Raw genomic sequence first — 17,329 nt, forward strand, 5'->3', positions numbered from 1 at the left:
TACATTACTTTCAATAAACAATTGAAAAAGGAGCGTTTTATTATGAGTAATTTAGAATTGTTAAATCCGGAGAACAGTGCCTTAATTTTAATTGATTTTCAACCTCAAATGACTTTTGGAGTTGCAAGTATTGATAGACAAACATTGATTAATAACGTTATGCTACTTGCTAAATCAGCAAAAACTTTTAACGTACCTACTATTCTTACTACAGTTGAAACACGCAGCTTTTCTGGTTATTTTTGGCCACAAATTCTTGATATATTCCCAAACCATGAAATTATAGAACGTAGTTCAATGAACTCTTGGGAAGATCCGAAATTTGTTGAGGCAGTTAAAGCAACCGGTAGAAAGAAATTAATATTTGCAGCACTTTGGACTGAAGTTTGCCTTGCATTCCCTGTGCTTGAAGCAATTAAAGCTGGCTATGAGGTATATGCAGTTGATGATGCTTCAGGTGGTACTAGTTTGACAGCACATAACGCTGCTATGCGTCGTGTAGAACAAGCTGGTGCAATTCCAGTGACAGCAATTCAAGTTTTACTTGAATACCAACGTGACTGGGCACACAAAGACACTTATGATGCTGTAATGGAGATTGTAAAGGAACACACTGGTGCTTATGGTCAAGGTGTAGAATACGCATATACTATGGTGCATGGCGCGCTTCCAAGCAGGAAAATATGAAACAAGAAGGAGTAGCTGTCGAAGAGACTTATACAAGGAACACGATGGATGCCGGCAATCCAGTAACAACGATTGTTACATGGGAAATTCAAGAAGGTAGAGAAAAACAGTTTGAAACATGGAGACATGAAATTGAGGCTGCGGCTACTAAATTCCCAGGACATTTAGGTGTAAATCTAATAGTCCCAAGTAACGAATCCAGAGAGTATACTGTTATTTTTCGCTTTGATACGTATGAGCATCTACGTACTTGGCAAGAATCAGATGTTCGCCGGGATTTGTTAAAAACGGCGGAGCAATTTCAAGCCGCTAATCCAACTTACAAAACTGAAAGCAGTTTGGCTTATTGGTTTGTTACTCCGAAAACGCCAGTTCCACCGCCAAAATGGAAAATGTCTATCGTTACCCTTCTGGGTGTATGGCCTCTTAGCATGTTAGTTCCTAAAGTGATAGGACCTATTATAAAACATATGAATCCTATTATGTCAGCTTTTTTTGTTTCTGTATGTATCGTGTCCTTGCTATCATGGGTAGTCATGCCGATTTTCGGTAAATTATTTCATCCATGGTTACAAAATAATAGGAAGTAGACGAGGTGTGAATATGAATGTACCGGATATGATCTTATACAACGGAAAAATTACTACCCTTGACCCTTCTCAGCCTGAGGTATCTGCTATCGCCATAACTGATGGTTTAGTCACTGCAGTAGGTGGAGATGAGCTTCTTAATAGTGCCACGGGAAAAAACAAAAAAAATAGACCTTAAAAGAAAGAGAGCTATTCCAGGCCTGAATGACTCTCATATACACGTTATTCGTGGTGGTCTGCATTATAATATGGAATTACGTTGGGAAGGCGTACCATCACTTTTTATTGCTCTAGAAATGCTCAAAGAACAGGCAAGACGTACACCTGCTCCTCAGTGGGTAAGAGTAGTTGGAGGTTGGTCTGAATTTCAATTTAAAGAGAGACGGATGCCAACATTAGAAGAGATTAATGCTGTTTCTGAAGACACGCCTGTCTTTGTGCTACATCTTTACGATAGAGCACTTGTAAATCGTGCAGGGCTACGTGCACTGGGATACACGAAAGATACCCCAGATCCTCCAGGCTGTTTAATTCAGCGGGATAAAAGAGGTAATCCAACAGGCCTTTTAATTGCTAACCCTAACGCTTCTATTCTTTATTCAAGTTTGGGTAAAGCTCCAGTACTTAATTTTGACGACCAGATTAACTCCACACGCCATTTTATGCGCGAATTAAATAGATTAGGTATTACAAGTGCCATTGATGCAGGTGGCGGTTTCCAAAATTATCCTGACGACTACAAAGTTGTTGAACATTTAGCCGAGAAGGAACAATTAACTTTACGTATTGCTTATAATCTATTTACGCAAAATCCTAATCATGAATATGAAGACTTTGCTTCATGGACAAAAATTGTTTCTCCAGGTCAAGGAAATGATAAGTATAAAATGAATGGTGCCGGAGAAATGTTAGTATTCTCTGCAGCTGATTTTGAAAAATTTCAAATGCCACAGCCCGAACTAGCTACGATGATGGAAGCTGACTTAAAGAAAGTAATTTCTCTATTGGTAGAAAACCGTTGGCCATTCCGTTTACATGCAACTTATGACGAATCAATCACACGTTTCTTAAATGTATTTGAGGAAGTCAACAAAGAAATTCCTTTTAATGGTCTACGATGGTGGTTTGACCATGCAGAAACTATCTCAGATCGTAGTATGGAACGTGTTAAGGCTTTAAATGGCGGTATTGCCATCCAAGACCGCATGGCTTTTCAAGGTGAATACTTTGTTGACTTATACGGAAAGGAAGCAGCAAAGCGTACACCTCCCGATTTATCGTATGTTAGACCTTGGTATACCTGTTGGCGCCGGTAGTGATGCAACCAGGGTTTCCAGCTATAACCCTTGGGTTGCTCTTTACTGGATGGTTGCTGGAAAAACCATTGGTGGGCTTTCCATATACGATGAAAAAAATAAACTTGATAGAAAAGTAGCCCTGGAATTATATTCAAAAGGAAGTGCGTGGTTCTCTGGTGATGAAGGTAAAAAGGGAACCCTGGCAGTCGGTCAGTTTGCTGATATTGCTGTATTGTCTGCTGACTACTTTACTGTGCCAGAAGAAGAAATCAAAGACCTTGAATCATTACTCACCATTATGGGTGGGCAGGTTGTTTATGGAAATGATGAATTTAAAAATTTATCACCTGAATTGCCGCCAGCATCACCTGATTGGTCACCGACGGGCGTTTATGGGTATGGTGGTGCTAACCTAGCCAACACTATACTTTCTCACGATTCCCATGATAACAAGTTACATAGTTGTAGTAACCCTCTCCATCAACATACTCATACCGTAATAGGAAAAGATGGAACTAAATGGGGGATTGGTTGTACTTGCTTTGCTTTCTAAATCAAAACCACCGGTATAATGCCGGTGGTTTTCTTTCTACAATAAGGATATGTAGATTCAAAATAGCAGTGTATATCCCTTATGGAATCTGTTACTATACGATAAGACCAAAGAATTGATTGATTAACTTAACTTGTTTTTGATAACCTTCTCTCCTTGCAAAGTTTTTCCTTTTTTCCTTAATTAAAAGTCAATGGTATCCCCTTTTGATCGACTACACCACACATATAAATCCACTGCCTTTTGACTTTAATATAGATCTTAATTTTTCAATTGTTACACTAAAATTATTATTATTTCTATTACACTGATACTTTTTGAGAATCATTTAACTTCTGCATAAAGATACGTGCTGCAAAACTTAAAAATTTATCATCAAAGTGAATAAGATTAATATCTTGACTTGGTGTTGGATCAGTAATACGAACTATGCTCAAAGTATCATTATTAACAAAGTTAACCAGTGAAAGAGGTATTATAGCAACCCCATGTCCATTGTATACAAGGCTCAATAGAGAAATAGAAGATTTTGTTTCTATATTTGCTTCAGATAAAGATAACCCTAAACTCTCACAATATATCTTAATAGATTCACGACAACTACATGAAACCATTACTCTACTGAGCCCTACTAATTCTCGAAAAGAAACAAATGATTTTTCATTCAAAGGATGATTTTTTGGAATTACAAGGACGAGCTCTTCACTATACAAAAGGGTGTTTGTTAATGTGTCTGGAATTTGAGCACTACGTGTAATCCCGAAATCAATATTTTTGTCAACGATTTGATTTACAGCAACTTCGGATTCTATAATCTTTACTACAATGTTGGGATAATGTTGTTGAAACTTCATAATATAAGGTGTTAAATAAGTGAGATCCTCTAATAAACCTCCTATAGTAATCACACCTCTTTTTACACCCTTTAATTCAAAAATTTCATTATAAACGTCATCAAATTGTTGCATGATAAATTTTCCTTTATCAAATAGCAGCTTACCCGCTTCTGTCATTTTGATACCTCTTCCAACTCGATGAAACAAGGGTGTATCAAGTTCACCTTCTAAAACTCGTATTTGTTGACTTAAAGTCGGCTGTGAAATACCTAGAACTTCCGCAGCTTTAGTGAAACTATTATTATTACAAACTTGAATAAAATACTCTAAATGACGTAATTCCATTCTTGATACCCACTCTCCGCTTTATGAAAGATTTATAATTTAAAGGACGATATGTATACGTTAACATAACAACTTTATTTCATACTATACCAATTGAAATTACACGTTTTATTCATTTTGTATTATAATAAATTTACTACCATTTATTAATTTTTCCTCCTATTTATTTAATTTATATTTAATTAGGACATTACTAATTCGAGATATATTTCTAAAAATTTATAGTTCGAGTGCATAATACCCTAATTTTTTCAACTTGTGGATTATCATTTTTTTGTCAATATAGTCCAAACCGCCTAATATTTGCCGAATCGCCTCTTTATGCTGAGGAAAAATAATATCCATCAATTCAATACCTTCTGAAGTAATTGACGCATACGTGACACGGCGGTCTTTAGGACATGGTTTTCGTATTAAGAACCGCTTCTTTTCCAACTTATCCACTACATACGTGATACTACTACTTGCAAGTAATATTTTGTCTCCAATTTTTTGTATAGGCTGATCGCCTTTACTATACAGTAGCTCAAGCACTGCAAATTCAGTTGGATTAAGTCCATAACTTTTTATATCCTCTTCAATACGCTTAGTAATTGACTGTACTGCCCTTGATAATATAACAAATAACTTTAAAGATAAGCTCTCATCGTTAATCACGCTCATAATTACCAATCCTTTACAAGTTATCTTGAATTCGAGATTCATTATATTATCGTCAAAATATTATGTCAATCATTCATTTTAGCTTTATCAATCCATTTATAATTTATTTCTCAACATATGACATATGGAATTAGAAGAAAACAATTGTTACTATATAAGTATCTCAATTACGTTATTTCTTTTAAAGAGAGCTTGTTTTTAATCCGCAAGTTCTCTTTTGCCATATTCTAAATTGAATCCGGACAAATTTCAGAGTATATGATATAGTTTTTAAACAAAGATTAGAGCTCTCCTACAGGAAGGAGAGCTCTAATCTTTCATATAAATATTCACCATTTTTATCATTGCGAGGACATCAAAACTTTAACTTGATGGGGATATGTTGCTATCTCAATTAATAAATATTACAAACCATATATCTATCATATTTTTTATAAACAGGATTAATTAGATTTAAAAAAAGATTTCTTTTTCTTTACTCGTAATAAGTCACCTGTCCATCCTTTGAATCGCATATACATATACATACCCGCTGTTGTGAAAATAATAAATAAGAGAGCGATTAAATAGCTATATTTCCATTCTAGTTCAGGCATGTATTTAAAATTCATACCCCATAATGCTCCTAAGGCTGTCAAAGGCGTACTCACAGCAGTTAATACAGTAAGAGCTTTCATAATTTCATTCCCACGATGAGAAGAAACAACTTCTTGTAAATGAATCATCGTGTCTAATTCTTCTTGGTACTCTTTAACAAGTTGTAATCCACGCTCTAATTTTACGTGTGTTTGTTTATAACAAAGGGTGTTTGTTAGTTTTTCTAACCAAGCTTCTTTTAGGCCTTGTAACACTTCTTGTATTAAGCGAAACACATGTGTGTTCATAAATAATTCATGACGAATATGATAAATCCTTTCTAAAACTGCTATGTTATTATGATGATAAAAATCCCATAATACATTTCTGAAATTGTTTTCAAAGTAATCAACCTTTCGCAAATAATGAGATATAAACATTGATGAGATAGCACATAATCCTTCATCGGAACTATTACAATTTTTTGTACCCATAGGGAAATTATGTATTAATTTTTGGAAATCCTCTTCCTCTTTTTCCTGAACTGTTATCAGTATTCCATGAGCTACGAAATAATGAAGAAATTTTTGAATTTTGGCGTCCTTTTTATCTTGATCATATAAAAACGAACCATATACACAAGTTTGACTTGGTGATAACGTATAAACATATAATCCATTTTCACAAGGAGAACTTATTTTCTTTACAAATTGAGCGAAATAAGATGTTACATCACGAGGGATTATAGAAGAAAGTTTTTCAAGCTCACTAGTTTTCACATGATACCAACTCCATTTCGTCATTTTTATGCATTCCATATTATTCTTCCTTTCTAAATAGTTTTATGTTTAATCGAATCATATCCGTAATACGAAATTTGTATGTAGGTATTCATGTCTTGGAGGAAAAGTTTTTAGATCATCTAAATTACAAAATAAATAACATAGGAGGTCTTATTCTTTTAAAAGGAAGACCCCCTATATATTAGTTATTTTTATTTTCAATTTTAAACATTTCCTCTATACAATCACTTTTTATCTTTTCTTATAAAGAATTTATTATATGTGGAAAAGAAGCTACATAATTTGGCACGTCTATTCAACGAACTCCATTTCATTCGTTATTATAATTTGGATTCATATGCAGATTGATTGGTAATGTCCTCAAATACTTGACTCCCAATAATGTAGTATCCATGGAGTGCAGCCTCTTTCGAAGCGTCTACCATACGGAAAGAAGAAATTTCACTTTGCATTTTTTCAATTCGTTTTTTGTGGAGATCTACTATTCCTCCTGTCCAAATAATAGTGTTATACTGTTCTAACTTAAATTGTTCTTGTAATACACGCATGACGTCTTGGAAGTGTGCATCCAACTCTTTTTGAATCAAAGTATGAACCTGACTTGTCTCATGATTTTCTTCTCGACATTCATATCCTTTTTCTAATATGTTTGGCATGTCGTTAATATGCAATTGATTACTTTCACCCTCATGATTCTGCACGATATTCTTAATATTTTTCAAAGGCTTGCTACATCCTAGTTCCGCCTCATAATGATTTAAAATGACATTCTGTTTCATATCTGTCATTTCTACTGTACGAAATCCGCCATCAATAATTAAGATGCGATCTCGTTCCTGAATGATTCCCTCTTTTAAGAAATAGGCATGTAAAGCGACCGGTTGCTGAAGAATCAAAGCATTTTCCACCGTAATATGAATAAATTTCCCATCAATTTGTACGGAAGTTTCTTTTTTTAGTGCACGTTGTAATTGCTCATGCTGACTACCAAAACAAGTAACGGGGAGCCCGGTAACAACTAGAGGTAACACGACATTTTCTTTATAATCCTTTGCAATGCAACCAAATATTTGTTGTTTAAATCGTTCGCTTTCATAATAATTTTCTATTTCTTCGTCAAATGGAGGAAGAAACGAAGCGTCAGATTGATGTGCTTCATTTCCCATGTAGTATGCAAAATCTAAGTCTATAAAACTTACCTTTGTTAAATCTTCACTTTCAGCATGATTAGGTACAGGGGCTAGTGTGGAAGCTTCACTCTTGATTGTCATCTCAGAATCTACATCCTGTCGATATGCCCTTTTGGTAAAGCCAATTCCTACATCAATTGCATACAGAGATTTCATACTTTTTCCCTCACTTTCTATTTTTAGAGTTAAATCTAGGCACTCTCTTCTTTCCCTTCTTTCACATATTTCTTTTCATTTTTCGTTTTTTCCCCGTCTAAGTTCTTACTATTTTCATTTATTTCGTAATCCTTTTCACCTGTTTTCTTTTTATTATTTTCGTTTTCTGTTAAGTCTTTAATGGTAGAAATGACAACTGGTGTGGCTGTAAGCAGTTGTGGTAATGTTTGTTTTGCAACATTAGCTGCAGTTACAGAAAATTGTTTACTTGTCTCAGTTACCTTCTCCAATGTTTCCTTTATGTTTCCTTCTTGTAGTTTTTCTTTTACGCTTTTTCCTTTTGTTTGTATAGCTTTCCGATTTTCTTTTTTTAATAGGGAGACTATGACTCCGGTCGTAATTCCAATCACAGCATATTTAAATATTGTATGTTTCATTTTTCTCATCCTTTTCTATTTTTATTTTCCTCCATGCTACAACCTAAAATAATTCCCTTACCTATTTATCAGATGTTGCAATCTATTACAGAGAATGATAGTTTTGCGGCTGCCTATCATTCGCCATTGGTACTTCAGCTGTTACTAGGAGTAAAATCTTCCCTTGATCTAGTTTTTCTTCATATAAGTTAGCTTCCTCCTTCGACAACCCCATTTCTTCCATTTGATTTCGAAGTTCGTCCCCTTTTTTGGAGAAAAAGTTGATAATACTTGTTCCCAATCCTTGTTCTTTTACTCCAATCGTATTTGTGTTTGTATCATCCGCAATCCTTTTTGTTATATGTTTTTCATGTGCTAAAACATAAATGTCATCGTGGCGAACCCCTTGCAATTCTAGCTCTTTTACTTTCATAACTACTTCCTGTTCATTTTGATATTCATAAACTACCGTTTTTCTTTCATTCGTATGCATCGTATCTTTCCTCCTTTAGATTTTTTATTTAGTTGTTATGTAATATGTAATACACCTATTTTAAAGATGTTAAACCTAAATTTTCAAAAAATTTTACACAATAGGTTATTCATGTTTTTAATATCAAAGAAATGTCACAAGAACTTTGCTTTGATAAAAGCGCTCCAAATAACGATTTGTTTGGAAGGTAAGCCCATTGTTTTATAGAAATCATAGAAAAATAAAAAAGCACTCCTTTTTAAAGAGTGCTTTTAAAAAACATATAACCTAATCAAAATATTTCTATTTTGATTACGGAAAGAAAGTCTTTATTAAAACATATGGTTGCTAATTTAATTGCGATCTGCCTTGCACCCAAGCAGCAATATCATTTATAACATACTCAGGGATATTAGCAGGACTATAATATTCATTTGGCTTACTTATTTCCCCTTCACCCTCTGTAAAGAAATGATTTAACTTTGGATATAGTCGATAATCTACGTTATCTCGTTCTTTTAATTGTTCTTTCCAAAGAGGAATTTCAATTTTTGATTGAACTTGATAGTCTCTTTCTCCTTGAATAATAAGAAGCGGTGTCTTTTGTTCTTTTGACATTTCTGCCGCTTTAATTTTCCGTATAGAATCCCAAAATACTGCTGATCCTAAGTAAAAATCTTTTGGGGGATTCTGACCAGAGAAATTAGGGTCATTTAATAATTCAAATTGCGATTTGTAGAATTTATATTGATCCAGGTTCATTGCTCCAATAGAGAAAAGGTACTCAAATTGATCTAAAACAACGTCTTGGATCGTACGAGCTGGCCCTCCCATTACAATTGCTCCAGCAATATTTTTATTTTGGTCTTTTTCAATCATTTTCGGAAGCATCATTCCACCTTGACTATGACCCAAAATATAAATTTGATTTTTATTTATTAGAGGCTCATTTTTAAGAAATTGAGTTACAAGAAGAGCATCATCTGTTGTCTCTTTATCAACTGTATAAAAGGGACTGAATTGTGTTTTCAACCCATGTTCATAAGTTCTTTTATTATAGCGAAGGACAGCAATTCCCTTCGATGCAAGACCTTCAGCTAAATCGCGAAATGGTTTTAAAGCAAACGCTGTTTCATCCTGATCAGTTGCTCCTGATCCTTGAACAAGAATAACCGCTGGAAAAGGACCCTTTCCTTTTGGAACCGACAATGTCCCTGGTAATGGAAATGCACCACTTCCAACTACTACTTCTTTATCAACAAATGATTCAGGCTTACTATATGATGGACGCTCTGCAACAGGACTAAACGACATGCTGAGTTGAAAATCGTCTATTTTTCCAGATGGATCTAGTTTAATTAGTAAAGGTACAGTCATTTTTTCAAAAACTAATTGAATCTCCACATTTGTATGAACAGGATTTATCTCTTTTTGTGTAACCTCCCCAATTTCTATAAAAGAACCTGCTTGTAATTGCACTGGGAGTCCCTCCCAATAGTTCTTCAGCCATTCTTCGGATATTATTTTCTGTAATGACCTTGAGGTTAAAGCAAATGCAGATTTATAATCTTCACTATTCATATGGCGAATAAATGAAAGAGTAGTAGATATAATAGGATTTTCATCATCACTATTGTCTACTTTTTTTATAGTTGTGTTTGCTTCCTTTAATTTCGAACTAAATTGGTAGTTAAACGGATAGTTATATGTATAAGGATATAAGCTTGTTTTCAATACTTCCGTATTCCGTCCCTCATACAAACTTGAAGAACTCGTAAAATTTTCAGGTGAAATTACTTCCTCCGCATATGAGACTGAAGGAATTGCTATTGTAAAAATTGCACTGACAAGTAATAACTTATTACTTATTCTTCTTTTCTTATCCATAATTATTGATTCTCCTTTCAAAATTAAAAATTTCTAATACAATATGCCAACTATAAGGAAAATAAAAATTATTAAAGAGATTAATAATCTATTTTACGATCCCCCCTAACTAGTTAAAAATCTATCATTAACAAACTTCAATAAAAAATGCCTTCCCCCTCTTTTTTTATCATTGGATTTTTCAGTGACATAGAAGCACAGTGCCGTATTACATGTAACTGACCCATGTGATTCTCTATTCCAAAAGAAAAAAGCAATCCACTAGATGCTTTCTTTAATTGTTCTCACTCTAATTTTTTTAGATAATTCTCTTATTACTGTAAGATACATTTATTCTAAATCCTAAAACTCACTTATTTCTTGATAGGTTCTTAAGAAATATCAAAAAATAAAGAAAACAAGTTATTTGGTTATTCATTCCGTAAGCTTAATGCTCAAGTTAGTTTTTTTCACACGGTTAAACTTTATTAAGAAAACCTTAAGAAATTTCCCTCTATATTCATAAGAATTTTTTTCTATACTGAATCCTGTAAATGAACAAGAGGAGAAACGACCATGAAAAAATTTGTACTTTGCATACTAGGAATAGGCCTTCCTATATACTTACTACCTTTCATATTACGCGGGGATTTAGACAGATTTAATCCGATTGCTGAAGAAAAAAATGTATACGCCGTTGCGAAGGGATATGGCATTCCAGATTATCATTATAAAGGCCGAGCTATGTACTCACTAAAGGGTGTTGATGAACTAAGCAATGAAAAAGAATATAAAGTTGGAACGAACACGCCTAATGATTTTATAAGAAAAACTTACTTAAAAATTCATGTGAAAGGAAAATATGTGTATTCTTACGATATTATTTCTAAAGAGGATATTCCGGAGAAAATAAGGGGACAATTGGAGATAGCAAATAAATAAAAGAGCCAATTCATACGATTTGGCTCTTTATTCTCTCTCCCATCTACCGTTGGGAAAATTCTTTCGGTAGATTTATTAAATTCGTTATCATTGTTCCAATAACCATTGTTCAATTACTTTTACTGTTTCATCTCGTTGTGCTTTTGCCGTAATTAAACTCGCATTATCACCTTTTTGCTCACCATACATGCCAAAATGAGCATGGTTTCCCCCTTTTATCATGTGCATAGTAGTATTCTTTGACATGAACTTTTTATTGTTCTCTATTTTTTCTACAGTTGCTAAAGCATCTACTTCCCCGTAAATTGATAACATTGGAATCGATTTCGTAGAGAAGTCATCTGCAGGATACGAACCTAAGAAAATAATCCCGTCTACCTTTTCTTCATGTTGAAAGGCATACCTAGAAATCATAGCTCCGCCCATTGAATGCCCAGCAACATACCATTTTTGAACTTCAGGATACTGTTCAATTACACTATCTACCTCATTTATTCCAAATAACGCTAAGTTTAATGGTAACTTAGGCATTACTACAAAATGCCCATCTTTTGCAAGAGCTTCTCCTAAGTAACTATAAGCCTCGGCTTCTACTTTAGCTCCTTGATAAAAAATAACTCCTATTTTTGCATCTTTCTCTCCAAAAACTATATAATCTTCATCTTTTTTATCATCTACTAAAGACAAAGCCTCTTTCGTTGGTTTATAAGTAAACTGAGACCAACTTAAAAAAGTAATACTTCCGACGATTAAAATAGCTAGTAAAGAGTACAGAACAATTTTTATCCATTTTTTCAAAAAGATGACCTCCTAAGATGTATATATTCTATATTTCAGATTATCATTAATAAACATAAAAACTCGAGCATTTTTATTGTGCTCAAGTTTTTAGTTCCGTCTTTAATTTATACTATAAATTGTCCAAGATAAATATGTAGCAAATGCAGACCATAAAAAATATGGTATTAGCAACCATGCCGATACTTTAGATAAATTGGAAGAAAACATAATGAGAAGTAACGTAGTAATAGCGACTAGTAAACAATCTACTGTTGCTAAAAACAAATTCTTTTGGCTAAATTGAAAATAGCTGAACGCTTGATTGAATATATAATTTAAAAGGAATAAAAACCAAAATGTTTTTGGCTTGAATCCATAGTTGTTGTAAATAATTGCAACTGATAATGCGATAAGTCCAAATAATACAGCCCATATCATTCCGATTGTCATACCAGGAGGTGTCCAAGACGGCTTTTCTAACGCATCATACCAAGTACGATCAATAGGGAATAAAACACTAGAAACATAAAACAAACCATATGTTAGGAAAAATACTATAATACTAGATTTTTTCATAAACATTCTCCTTTTTACTAGAAGATTATAGAAACTTTATATGATTAGTATGTCCTTGTAATGGATAAAATCCTAATATTTAAATTCCAAATACATATTGTTTAACCTATTTCATACAAATTCTTTCATACTTTTATATGCACAAAGGGCTCTCTCCCGTGCTGCCTTATGATCAACAATCGGAAAAGGATATGTATCCCCAAGTTTTATATTGGATTTTTGTAAAATATGCTCAGGTGCTTCCCAAGGCTTATGTATATATTTGTTTGGGATATCTCTTAATTCTGGTACCCATCTTCTTATATACTCTCCATTTTTATCAAACTTTTCTCCTTGTGTGATTGGGTTAAAAATACGAAAGTACGGTGATGCATCTGCGCCACTTCCAGCAACCCATTGCCATCCCATTGTATTATTTGCAATATCAGCATCTAGTAGTGTATCCATAAACCATTTTGCTCCTTCTTGCCACGGAATTAACAAATGCTTTACAAGAAAAGAGGCTACAGCCATTCTTGCCCGGTTATGCATAAAACCTGTTTGCCATAGTTCTCGCATTCCCGCATCAATAAACGGATAACCCGTTTTCCCCTTTTGCCATACTCTTAATAACTCCTCTTCCTTATCCCACGGGAAATTTTCAAAGCTCTTATTAAGAGGTTTATATACTGTAAATGGATAATGATATAGTAAATAATAAGAAAACTCTCGCCAAATTAATTGACGTATAAAGCTATTAACTTGTTTTTCAAAAAGACTACATTGTCTTTCGGTACTTTTATTTATTAAGTAATGAAACATTAGCTTTACTGATATTTGACCAAATGAAAGATACGGTGCCAACATCGAATGGACATTTTGACCTGGAAAATCTCTTCCTTCACTATAAGAGACTAATTTACTAGAGAAAAATTTCTTGAATGTTTTATATGCCCCTTCTTCTGTCGGATCCCATATTACTTCCATATGAGATGTCCACGGTATAATCGGCAACAATTGTAATTCTGAAACAGATAAGCTTGCTGGTAAAGAGTTCCCCCACTTTATACTCTGCACTCTGCTAAAAGGTTTAGGTATTACCTGCTTTTGAAATGCATTGTAAAAAGGCGTAAACACCTTATATTCAGTGTTATCTTTCTTTTTAATAATCCACGGTTCTAATAATAAATGCGAATTAAATTCTTTACAGATAATACCTTTATCCTCTAACATCATTTTCATTTTTTGATTAGATTGTAATCTGTCCGGATCATAACAAATATTCCAATATACAGCCGTTATATCTAATTGCTCTATGAGAGAAAGTATTTCTTCCTCCGTACGTCCTTTACGAATTATTAAAGTAGAGCCCAATGCCTCAAGTTGCTTCTTTACATCTATTACAGCATGGTGCAACCACCACTTTGACGCACTTCCTATTGAAAAAGTTTCATCTTGTATATATACAGGAAGAACCTCACCAGACTGAACAGCCTCAAATAGAGCTGGGTTATCATATAAACGAAAATCTTTTTGAAACATAACAATAATTTTATTTTGCATGGCTATCCTTTCTAATTCTTAAAGCACAATTCATTCTTTATTAGAACAAATACTTCTGTTATTTTTAAATGATTATAAGAATCATTTTTTGTAATTGCAAACAAACTCTTCTATCTTTAATGGATTTTTCCAACTCTTAATAAAGATAAAAATATAATGCACTTTGTACTTATCTTAAACTCTTATAAAATAAAAAAGAAAATGGAGAGAAAGATGAAAAAACAATTTTATAAACAATCAAACTTAAATACATCTATAGATTCAACAATCCTATGGACTTTTCAAAACCAAAATGCCATAAATACACTTTTGAATGAAGGTAAGCTTATAACCGATCCTATTTTTGTTAGTAAAGAAGATTGCACAGCATATAAATACATTGTAAGACACATGAAACAGAAAGGTATTGACTTTATTATAGATTTCCCCATTTGGGCATGGCATTCATGCAATGGTTACCAAAAGAAGCCTACTTTTGAGACTGCAAGGGAATTACTATCAGATATTCAATTAGAGAAAGAAATATACCTCATCGAATTCACATGTCCTAATTTTTTATTCATGTTAACAAACTATAGCGGATGGTGCGACATTTATTTTAAACTTACTGGCAATCCTAAAGCAAGTGTAACAAATGATGAAGAAAAACACTTATTTGATCTTTACCCTATCATTGAGGAAGAATGGGAATATCATCATATCCAAGCAACTCTACCCTACCTAAAAAAAGAATGGATTATACAAATAACAGAACTTAGTAAGATAAATGGATTTAACAAATAATATTGTTTATGAATGCTTTATTTAAGCATTCATAAACATAACAAATAGTCACATGAAACTAATACATTTAAAATAGCTTTTTTTATAATGGAATCCTAAATAAGCTCCTTACTACTATGATTTTGTATACATGTAGTTTACTCATTTAGTTTTGGTCTAGTTTGTAAATATAAATGCAAATCTGGACTTGAACCGTTAATAATTATATCTCGAACAATTTTAGAAAGTACCATACTATAAACTAATCCATTATCTCCATACGCATAGATAAAGTGACAATTTGGAAACTCTTCATACATTCCAATTATAGGTAAACCATCATGAGTACCACCATAAAAAGCACTTAAATAAAATTCAGGTTCAACTGTTATATTGGGAAAGAGCTTATTAAATTCATTCACTAATTTCTCTTTTTTATGGATTAATTTTGAATCTCTTTCTTGAGCAATGTTTGTATCTTCATCTAATCCACCTATAATAATCCTATTATCTGCAGTAGTTCTCATATAAATATATGGTCTCGCAGTTTCCCAAATGAGAGTGCGTTTATACCAAGAAGATAAATCTTCCACAGGATTAGTAACAATTGCATATGAGCTAATCAGTGTAGCGTTCTTTTCCTTTTTAAATTCCAATCCTTCATATCCTGCAGCCACAATTACTTTATTGGCAGTAATAGAATTGCCTTCCTTTGTATAAAAGATAGCACATTCTTTCTCTAACTTTTTGCCAACAATCTCTGTATCTTCATAAATGTGAACTCCTTTATTAGAGGCTTGTTCTAATAAACTATGTGTAAATTTATAAGGATTTATTTCACCATCATTATACGTATAAATAGCTGCACGTTTTTTAAATGGATATCTCTGTCCAATTTGTTTTTCTGATAACCAAGCCGCTTTAAAATCATGCTTATGTAAATAATACAATTCCTTTTCTAATTTCTTTATATCCTCTTCATAACTTGCATAATATAAACTGTCCCGTCGTTTAAAGTCAGAGCAATAAGGCAAGTTTTGGTCAGCATATTCAATATCATTAATAGCTTGTTCACATAATTTCATATGCTTAACTGCATACTCTTCCCCAAATGTATTTACAAGTTCAAAAAACATCTTATCACCTAAATATTGAATAAGTGCTGTATTTGTAAGGTTACTTCCATGTCCTACCTTTCTTTTATCAACGATAACAATATTTAAATCTGATTCACTCAAATAGTATGCTGATTGAGCACCCGAACTTCCTGCTCCTATTATGAGTACGTCACATTTTATATCTTCGTCCAAACGAGGATAAGAAGGTGTATTAGAAAAAGTCGTGTTCCAATATAATTTCCCTTTCTGTAAATCCATTTTAATTGCACCGTCCTAAATAAAATAGTTATATCCCCATCGGTATCTCCAAATCATTCTTACTATATACTTCTTATCAAAATTATCTTGCTATCATGAATAAAGGTTTTCATAAACCTAAAAGCCTTGTCTTAAAATTTTTTTTCGAAAAAACGTCAAATAATTTTTTGTTTTTATTATAAAAAGAGCAAAAGATCTCCATTTATAGAAGATTTCTTTTACTCTTTTTAAAGGAAACAACTCCAAATATTTAACATATTATAGTATCTACAAAATAAAAGTTGCTTATCTATCGATAACTTACACATAAGAATGCATTTGTTTCACTACTTTATTAACAGAAACTTTAACAACCGTTTCTTTTTCCCCTGTTCTATCAATCTTGAAACCATGAACTTTAACATCAGACGGTACTAGTGGATGATGACAAATCATATCTATACTCTTCTCAATATTTTCACTAACATTTTCTTTTCCACTTAGCCATTCATCAAGGCTACCACTTGAAAATTCAGGCATGCAATTTTCAAAGAGATAGTCTAGTTCCCTGTTATTTTTTATGGAATCACGTTGAATTTGTAGATTAACTACATCCGTTTCTTTATCCTCTATTCCTACAACAAAAATTTCTTCAACATTTTCTTGATAAATAGCAATAATAATAGATCTCATTATATCTCCATAAGGATGTACAATTACAGAATCGTAGCTGTGTATAGTCAACATGTTTTCTTGTTGAATGTTAGTTACTTGTTGGATAATAGGCTCTATTTCATGTTTAATGTCTGTTAACAATAAAACTTTTTTATTCTTTGAATTCATATGGAGCACTCCTTCTTCATTATTGTATTTATGAAACTTTTAAGCTAGTAACAATAGTTGATAATTCATTACATGATT

16 protein-coding genes and 1 pseudogene are annotated in these 17,329 nt (G+C 32.9%); 5 read left to right on the top strand and 12 right to left on the bottom strand.

Annotation, left to right across the window (positions count from 1 at the left end):
- Positions 1-42 precede the first annotated feature (42 nt).
- The 3 genes and pseudogenes from BC_RS15640 (at position 43) to BC_RS15655 (ending at position 3,128) form a co-directional block, all read left to right on the top strand.
- Positions 43-687 (top strand): hydrolase, encoded by a 645-nt coding sequence (locus BC_RS15640; RefSeq protein ID WP_000067162.1) that lies wholly within the window; start codon positions 43-45, stop codon positions 685-687.
- Positions 684-1,277, top strand: coding sequence for an antibiotic biosynthesis monooxygenase (locus BC_RS15645; protein WP_000806862.1), 594 nt, complete (start codon positions 684-686; stop codon positions 1,275-1,277). Before BC_RS15640 ends, BC_RS15645 begins: the two co-directional genes overlap by 4 nt.
- 13 nt (positions 1,278-1,290) lie before the next feature.
- A pseudogene (locus BC_RS15655) lies at positions 1,291-3,128 on the top strand (amidohydrolase).
- A 302-nt stretch (positions 3,129-3,430) separates the two neighbouring features.
- Here BC_RS15655 and BC_RS15660 read toward each other — a convergent pair.
- The 7 genes from BC_RS15660 to BC_RS15690 form a co-directional block, all read right to left on the bottom strand.
- Positions 3,431-4,309, bottom strand: a complete 879-nt coding sequence (locus BC_RS15660; RefSeq protein ID WP_000423188.1) for a LysR family transcriptional regulator — start codon at positions 4,307-4,309, stop codon at positions 3,431-3,433.
- Between the two features lie 219 nt (positions 4,310-4,528).
- Entirely contained in the window at positions 4,529-4,972 is a 444-nt protein-coding gene (locus BC_RS15665; RefSeq protein ID WP_000111427.1) for a MarR family winged helix-turn-helix transcriptional regulator, read from the bottom strand.
- Positions 4,973-5,415: 443 nt separating this feature from the next.
- Complete coding sequence (locus BC_RS15670) at positions 5,416-6,366, bottom strand: magnesium transporter CorA family protein (protein WP_000388926.1); 951 nt, start codon at positions 6,364-6,366, stop codon at positions 5,416-5,418.
- A gap of 305 nt (positions 6,367-6,671) precedes the next feature.
- Positions 6,672-7,697 (bottom strand): ParM/StbA family protein, encoded by a 1,026-nt coding sequence (locus BC_RS15675; protein ID WP_000839441.1) that lies wholly within the window; start codon positions 7,695-7,697, stop codon positions 6,672-6,674.
- A 35-nt stretch (positions 7,698-7,732) separates the two neighbouring features.
- Entirely contained in the window at positions 7,733-8,134 is a 402-nt protein-coding gene (locus BC_RS15680) for a hypothetical protein (protein ID WP_000683216.1), read from the bottom strand.
- A gap of 85 nt (positions 8,135-8,219) precedes the next feature.
- Positions 8,220-8,606 carry a general stress protein gene (locus BC_RS15685; protein WP_000557321.1) on the bottom strand — a complete coding sequence of 129 codons (387 nt, stop codon included), beginning with the start codon at positions 8,604-8,606 and terminating at the stop codon, positions 8,220-8,222.
- A gap of 327 nt (positions 8,607-8,933) precedes the next feature.
- Positions 8,934-10,472 (bottom strand): alpha/beta hydrolase, encoded by a 1,539-nt coding sequence (locus BC_RS15690; RefSeq protein ID WP_000358952.1) that lies wholly within the window; start codon positions 10,470-10,472, stop codon positions 8,934-8,936.
- Between the two features lie 555 nt (positions 10,473-11,027).
- Here BC_RS15690 and BC_RS15695 point away from each other — a divergent pair.
- Positions 11,028-11,393: a YxeA family protein gene (locus tag BC_RS15695; protein ID WP_000714948.1), complete on the top strand. Its 366-nt coding sequence runs from the start codon at positions 11,028-11,030 to the stop codon at positions 11,391-11,393.
- A gap of 87 nt (positions 11,394-11,480) precedes the next feature.
- On the opposite strand, the gene BC_RS15700 is transcribed toward BC_RS15695, so the two are convergent.
- The 3 genes from BC_RS15700 to BC_RS15710 form a co-directional block, all read right to left on the bottom strand.
- Complete coding sequence (locus tag BC_RS15700) at positions 11,481-12,191, bottom strand: alpha/beta hydrolase (RefSeq protein WP_000758846.1); 711 nt, start codon at positions 12,189-12,191, stop codon at positions 11,481-11,483.
- Between the two features lie 102 nt (positions 12,192-12,293).
- On the bottom strand, positions 12,294-12,749 hold the full coding sequence (locus BC_RS15705) for a TspO/MBR family protein (RefSeq protein ID WP_000749726.1): 456 nt from the start codon (positions 12,747-12,749) through the stop codon (positions 12,294-12,296).
- A 111-nt stretch (positions 12,750-12,860) separates the two neighbouring features.
- Positions 12,861-14,291 (bottom strand): cryptochrome/photolyase family protein, encoded by a 1,431-nt coding sequence (locus BC_RS15710; protein ID WP_001179969.1) that lies wholly within the window; start codon positions 14,289-14,291, stop codon positions 12,861-12,863.
- 213 nt (positions 14,292-14,504) lie between these two features.
- Between BC_RS15710 and BC_RS15715 the strand changes: the two genes are divergently transcribed.
- On the top strand, positions 14,505-15,074 hold the full coding sequence (locus tag BC_RS15715; protein WP_000743893.1) for a DUF3841 domain-containing protein: 570 nt from the start codon (positions 14,505-14,507) through the stop codon (positions 15,072-15,074).
- 137 nt (positions 15,075-15,211) lie between these two features.
- Here BC_RS15715 and BC_RS15720 read toward each other — a convergent pair whose 3' ends face one another.
- A complete protein-coding gene (locus BC_RS15720; protein ID WP_000365630.1) occupies positions 15,212-16,429 on the bottom strand; it encodes an NAD(P)/FAD-dependent oxidoreductase in 1,218 nt (405 codons plus the stop codon).
- A 300-nt stretch (positions 16,430-16,729) separates the two neighbouring features.
- Positions 16,730-17,251, bottom strand: coding sequence for a carbonic anhydrase (locus BC_RS15725; RefSeq protein WP_001086255.1), 522 nt, complete (start codon positions 17,249-17,251; stop codon positions 16,730-16,732).
- Positions 17,252-17,329: the final 78 nt, after the last annotated feature.

The organism is Bacillus cereus ATCC 14579 (genome assembly GCF_000007825.1).
Classification (GTDB): domain Bacteria; phylum Bacillota; class Bacilli; order Bacillales; family Bacillaceae_G; genus Bacillus_A; species Bacillus_A cereus.

Excerpts from the sequence above, each read along its gene's own strand:
- BC_RS15640 (WP_000067162.1), top strand. The coding sequence starts at position 43 with ATGAGTAATTTAGAATTGTTAAATCCGGAGAACAGTGCCTTAATTTTA.
- BC_RS15645 (WP_000806862.1), top strand. The coding sequence starts at position 684 with ATGAAACAAGAAGGAGTAGCTGTCGAAGAGACTTATACAAGGAACACG.
- BC_RS15660 (WP_000423188.1), bottom strand. The coding sequence starts at position 4,309 with ATGGAATTACGTCATTTAGAGTATTTTATTCAAGTTTGTAATAATAAT.
- BC_RS15665 (WP_000111427.1), bottom strand. The coding sequence starts at position 4,972 with ATGAGCGTGATTAACGATGAGAGCTTATCTTTAAAGTTATTTGTTATA.
- BC_RS15670 (WP_000388926.1), bottom strand. The coding sequence starts at position 6,366 with ATGGAATGCATAAAAATGACGAAATGGAGTTGGTATCATGTGAAAACT.
- BC_RS15675 (WP_000839441.1), bottom strand. The coding sequence starts at position 7,697 with ATGAAATCTCTGTATGCAATTGATGTAGGAATTGGCTTTACCAAAAGG.
- BC_RS15680 (WP_000683216.1), bottom strand. The coding sequence starts at position 8,134 with ATGAAACATACAATATTTAAATATGCTGTGATTGGAATTACGACCGGA.
- BC_RS15685 (WP_000557321.1), bottom strand. The coding sequence starts at position 8,606 with ATGCATACGAATGAAAGAAAAACGGTAGTTTATGAATATCAAAATGAA.
- BC_RS15690 (WP_000358952.1), bottom strand. The coding sequence starts at position 10,472 with ATGGATAAGAAAAGAAGAATAAGTAATAAGTTATTACTTGTCAGTGCA.
- BC_RS15695 (WP_000714948.1), top strand. The coding sequence starts at position 11,028 with ATGAAAAAATTTGTACTTTGCATACTAGGAATAGGCCTTCCTATATAC.
- BC_RS15705 (WP_000749726.1), bottom strand. The coding sequence starts at position 12,749 with ATGAAAAAATCTAGTATTATAGTATTTTTCCTAACATATGGTTTGTTT.
- BC_RS15710 (WP_001179969.1), bottom strand. The coding sequence starts at position 14,291 with ATGCAAAATAAAATTATTGTTATGTTTCAAAAAGATTTTCGTTTATAT.
- BC_RS15715 (WP_000743893.1), top strand. The coding sequence starts at position 14,505 with ATGAAAAAACAATTTTATAAACAATCAAACTTAAATACATCTATAGAT.
- BC_RS15720 (WP_000365630.1), bottom strand. The coding sequence starts at position 16,429 with ATGGATTTACAGAAAGGGAAATTATATTGGAACACGACTTTTTCTAAT.
- BC_RS15725 (WP_001086255.1), bottom strand. The coding sequence starts at position 17,251 with ATGAATTCAAAGAATAAAAAAGTTTTATTGTTAACAGACATTAAACAT.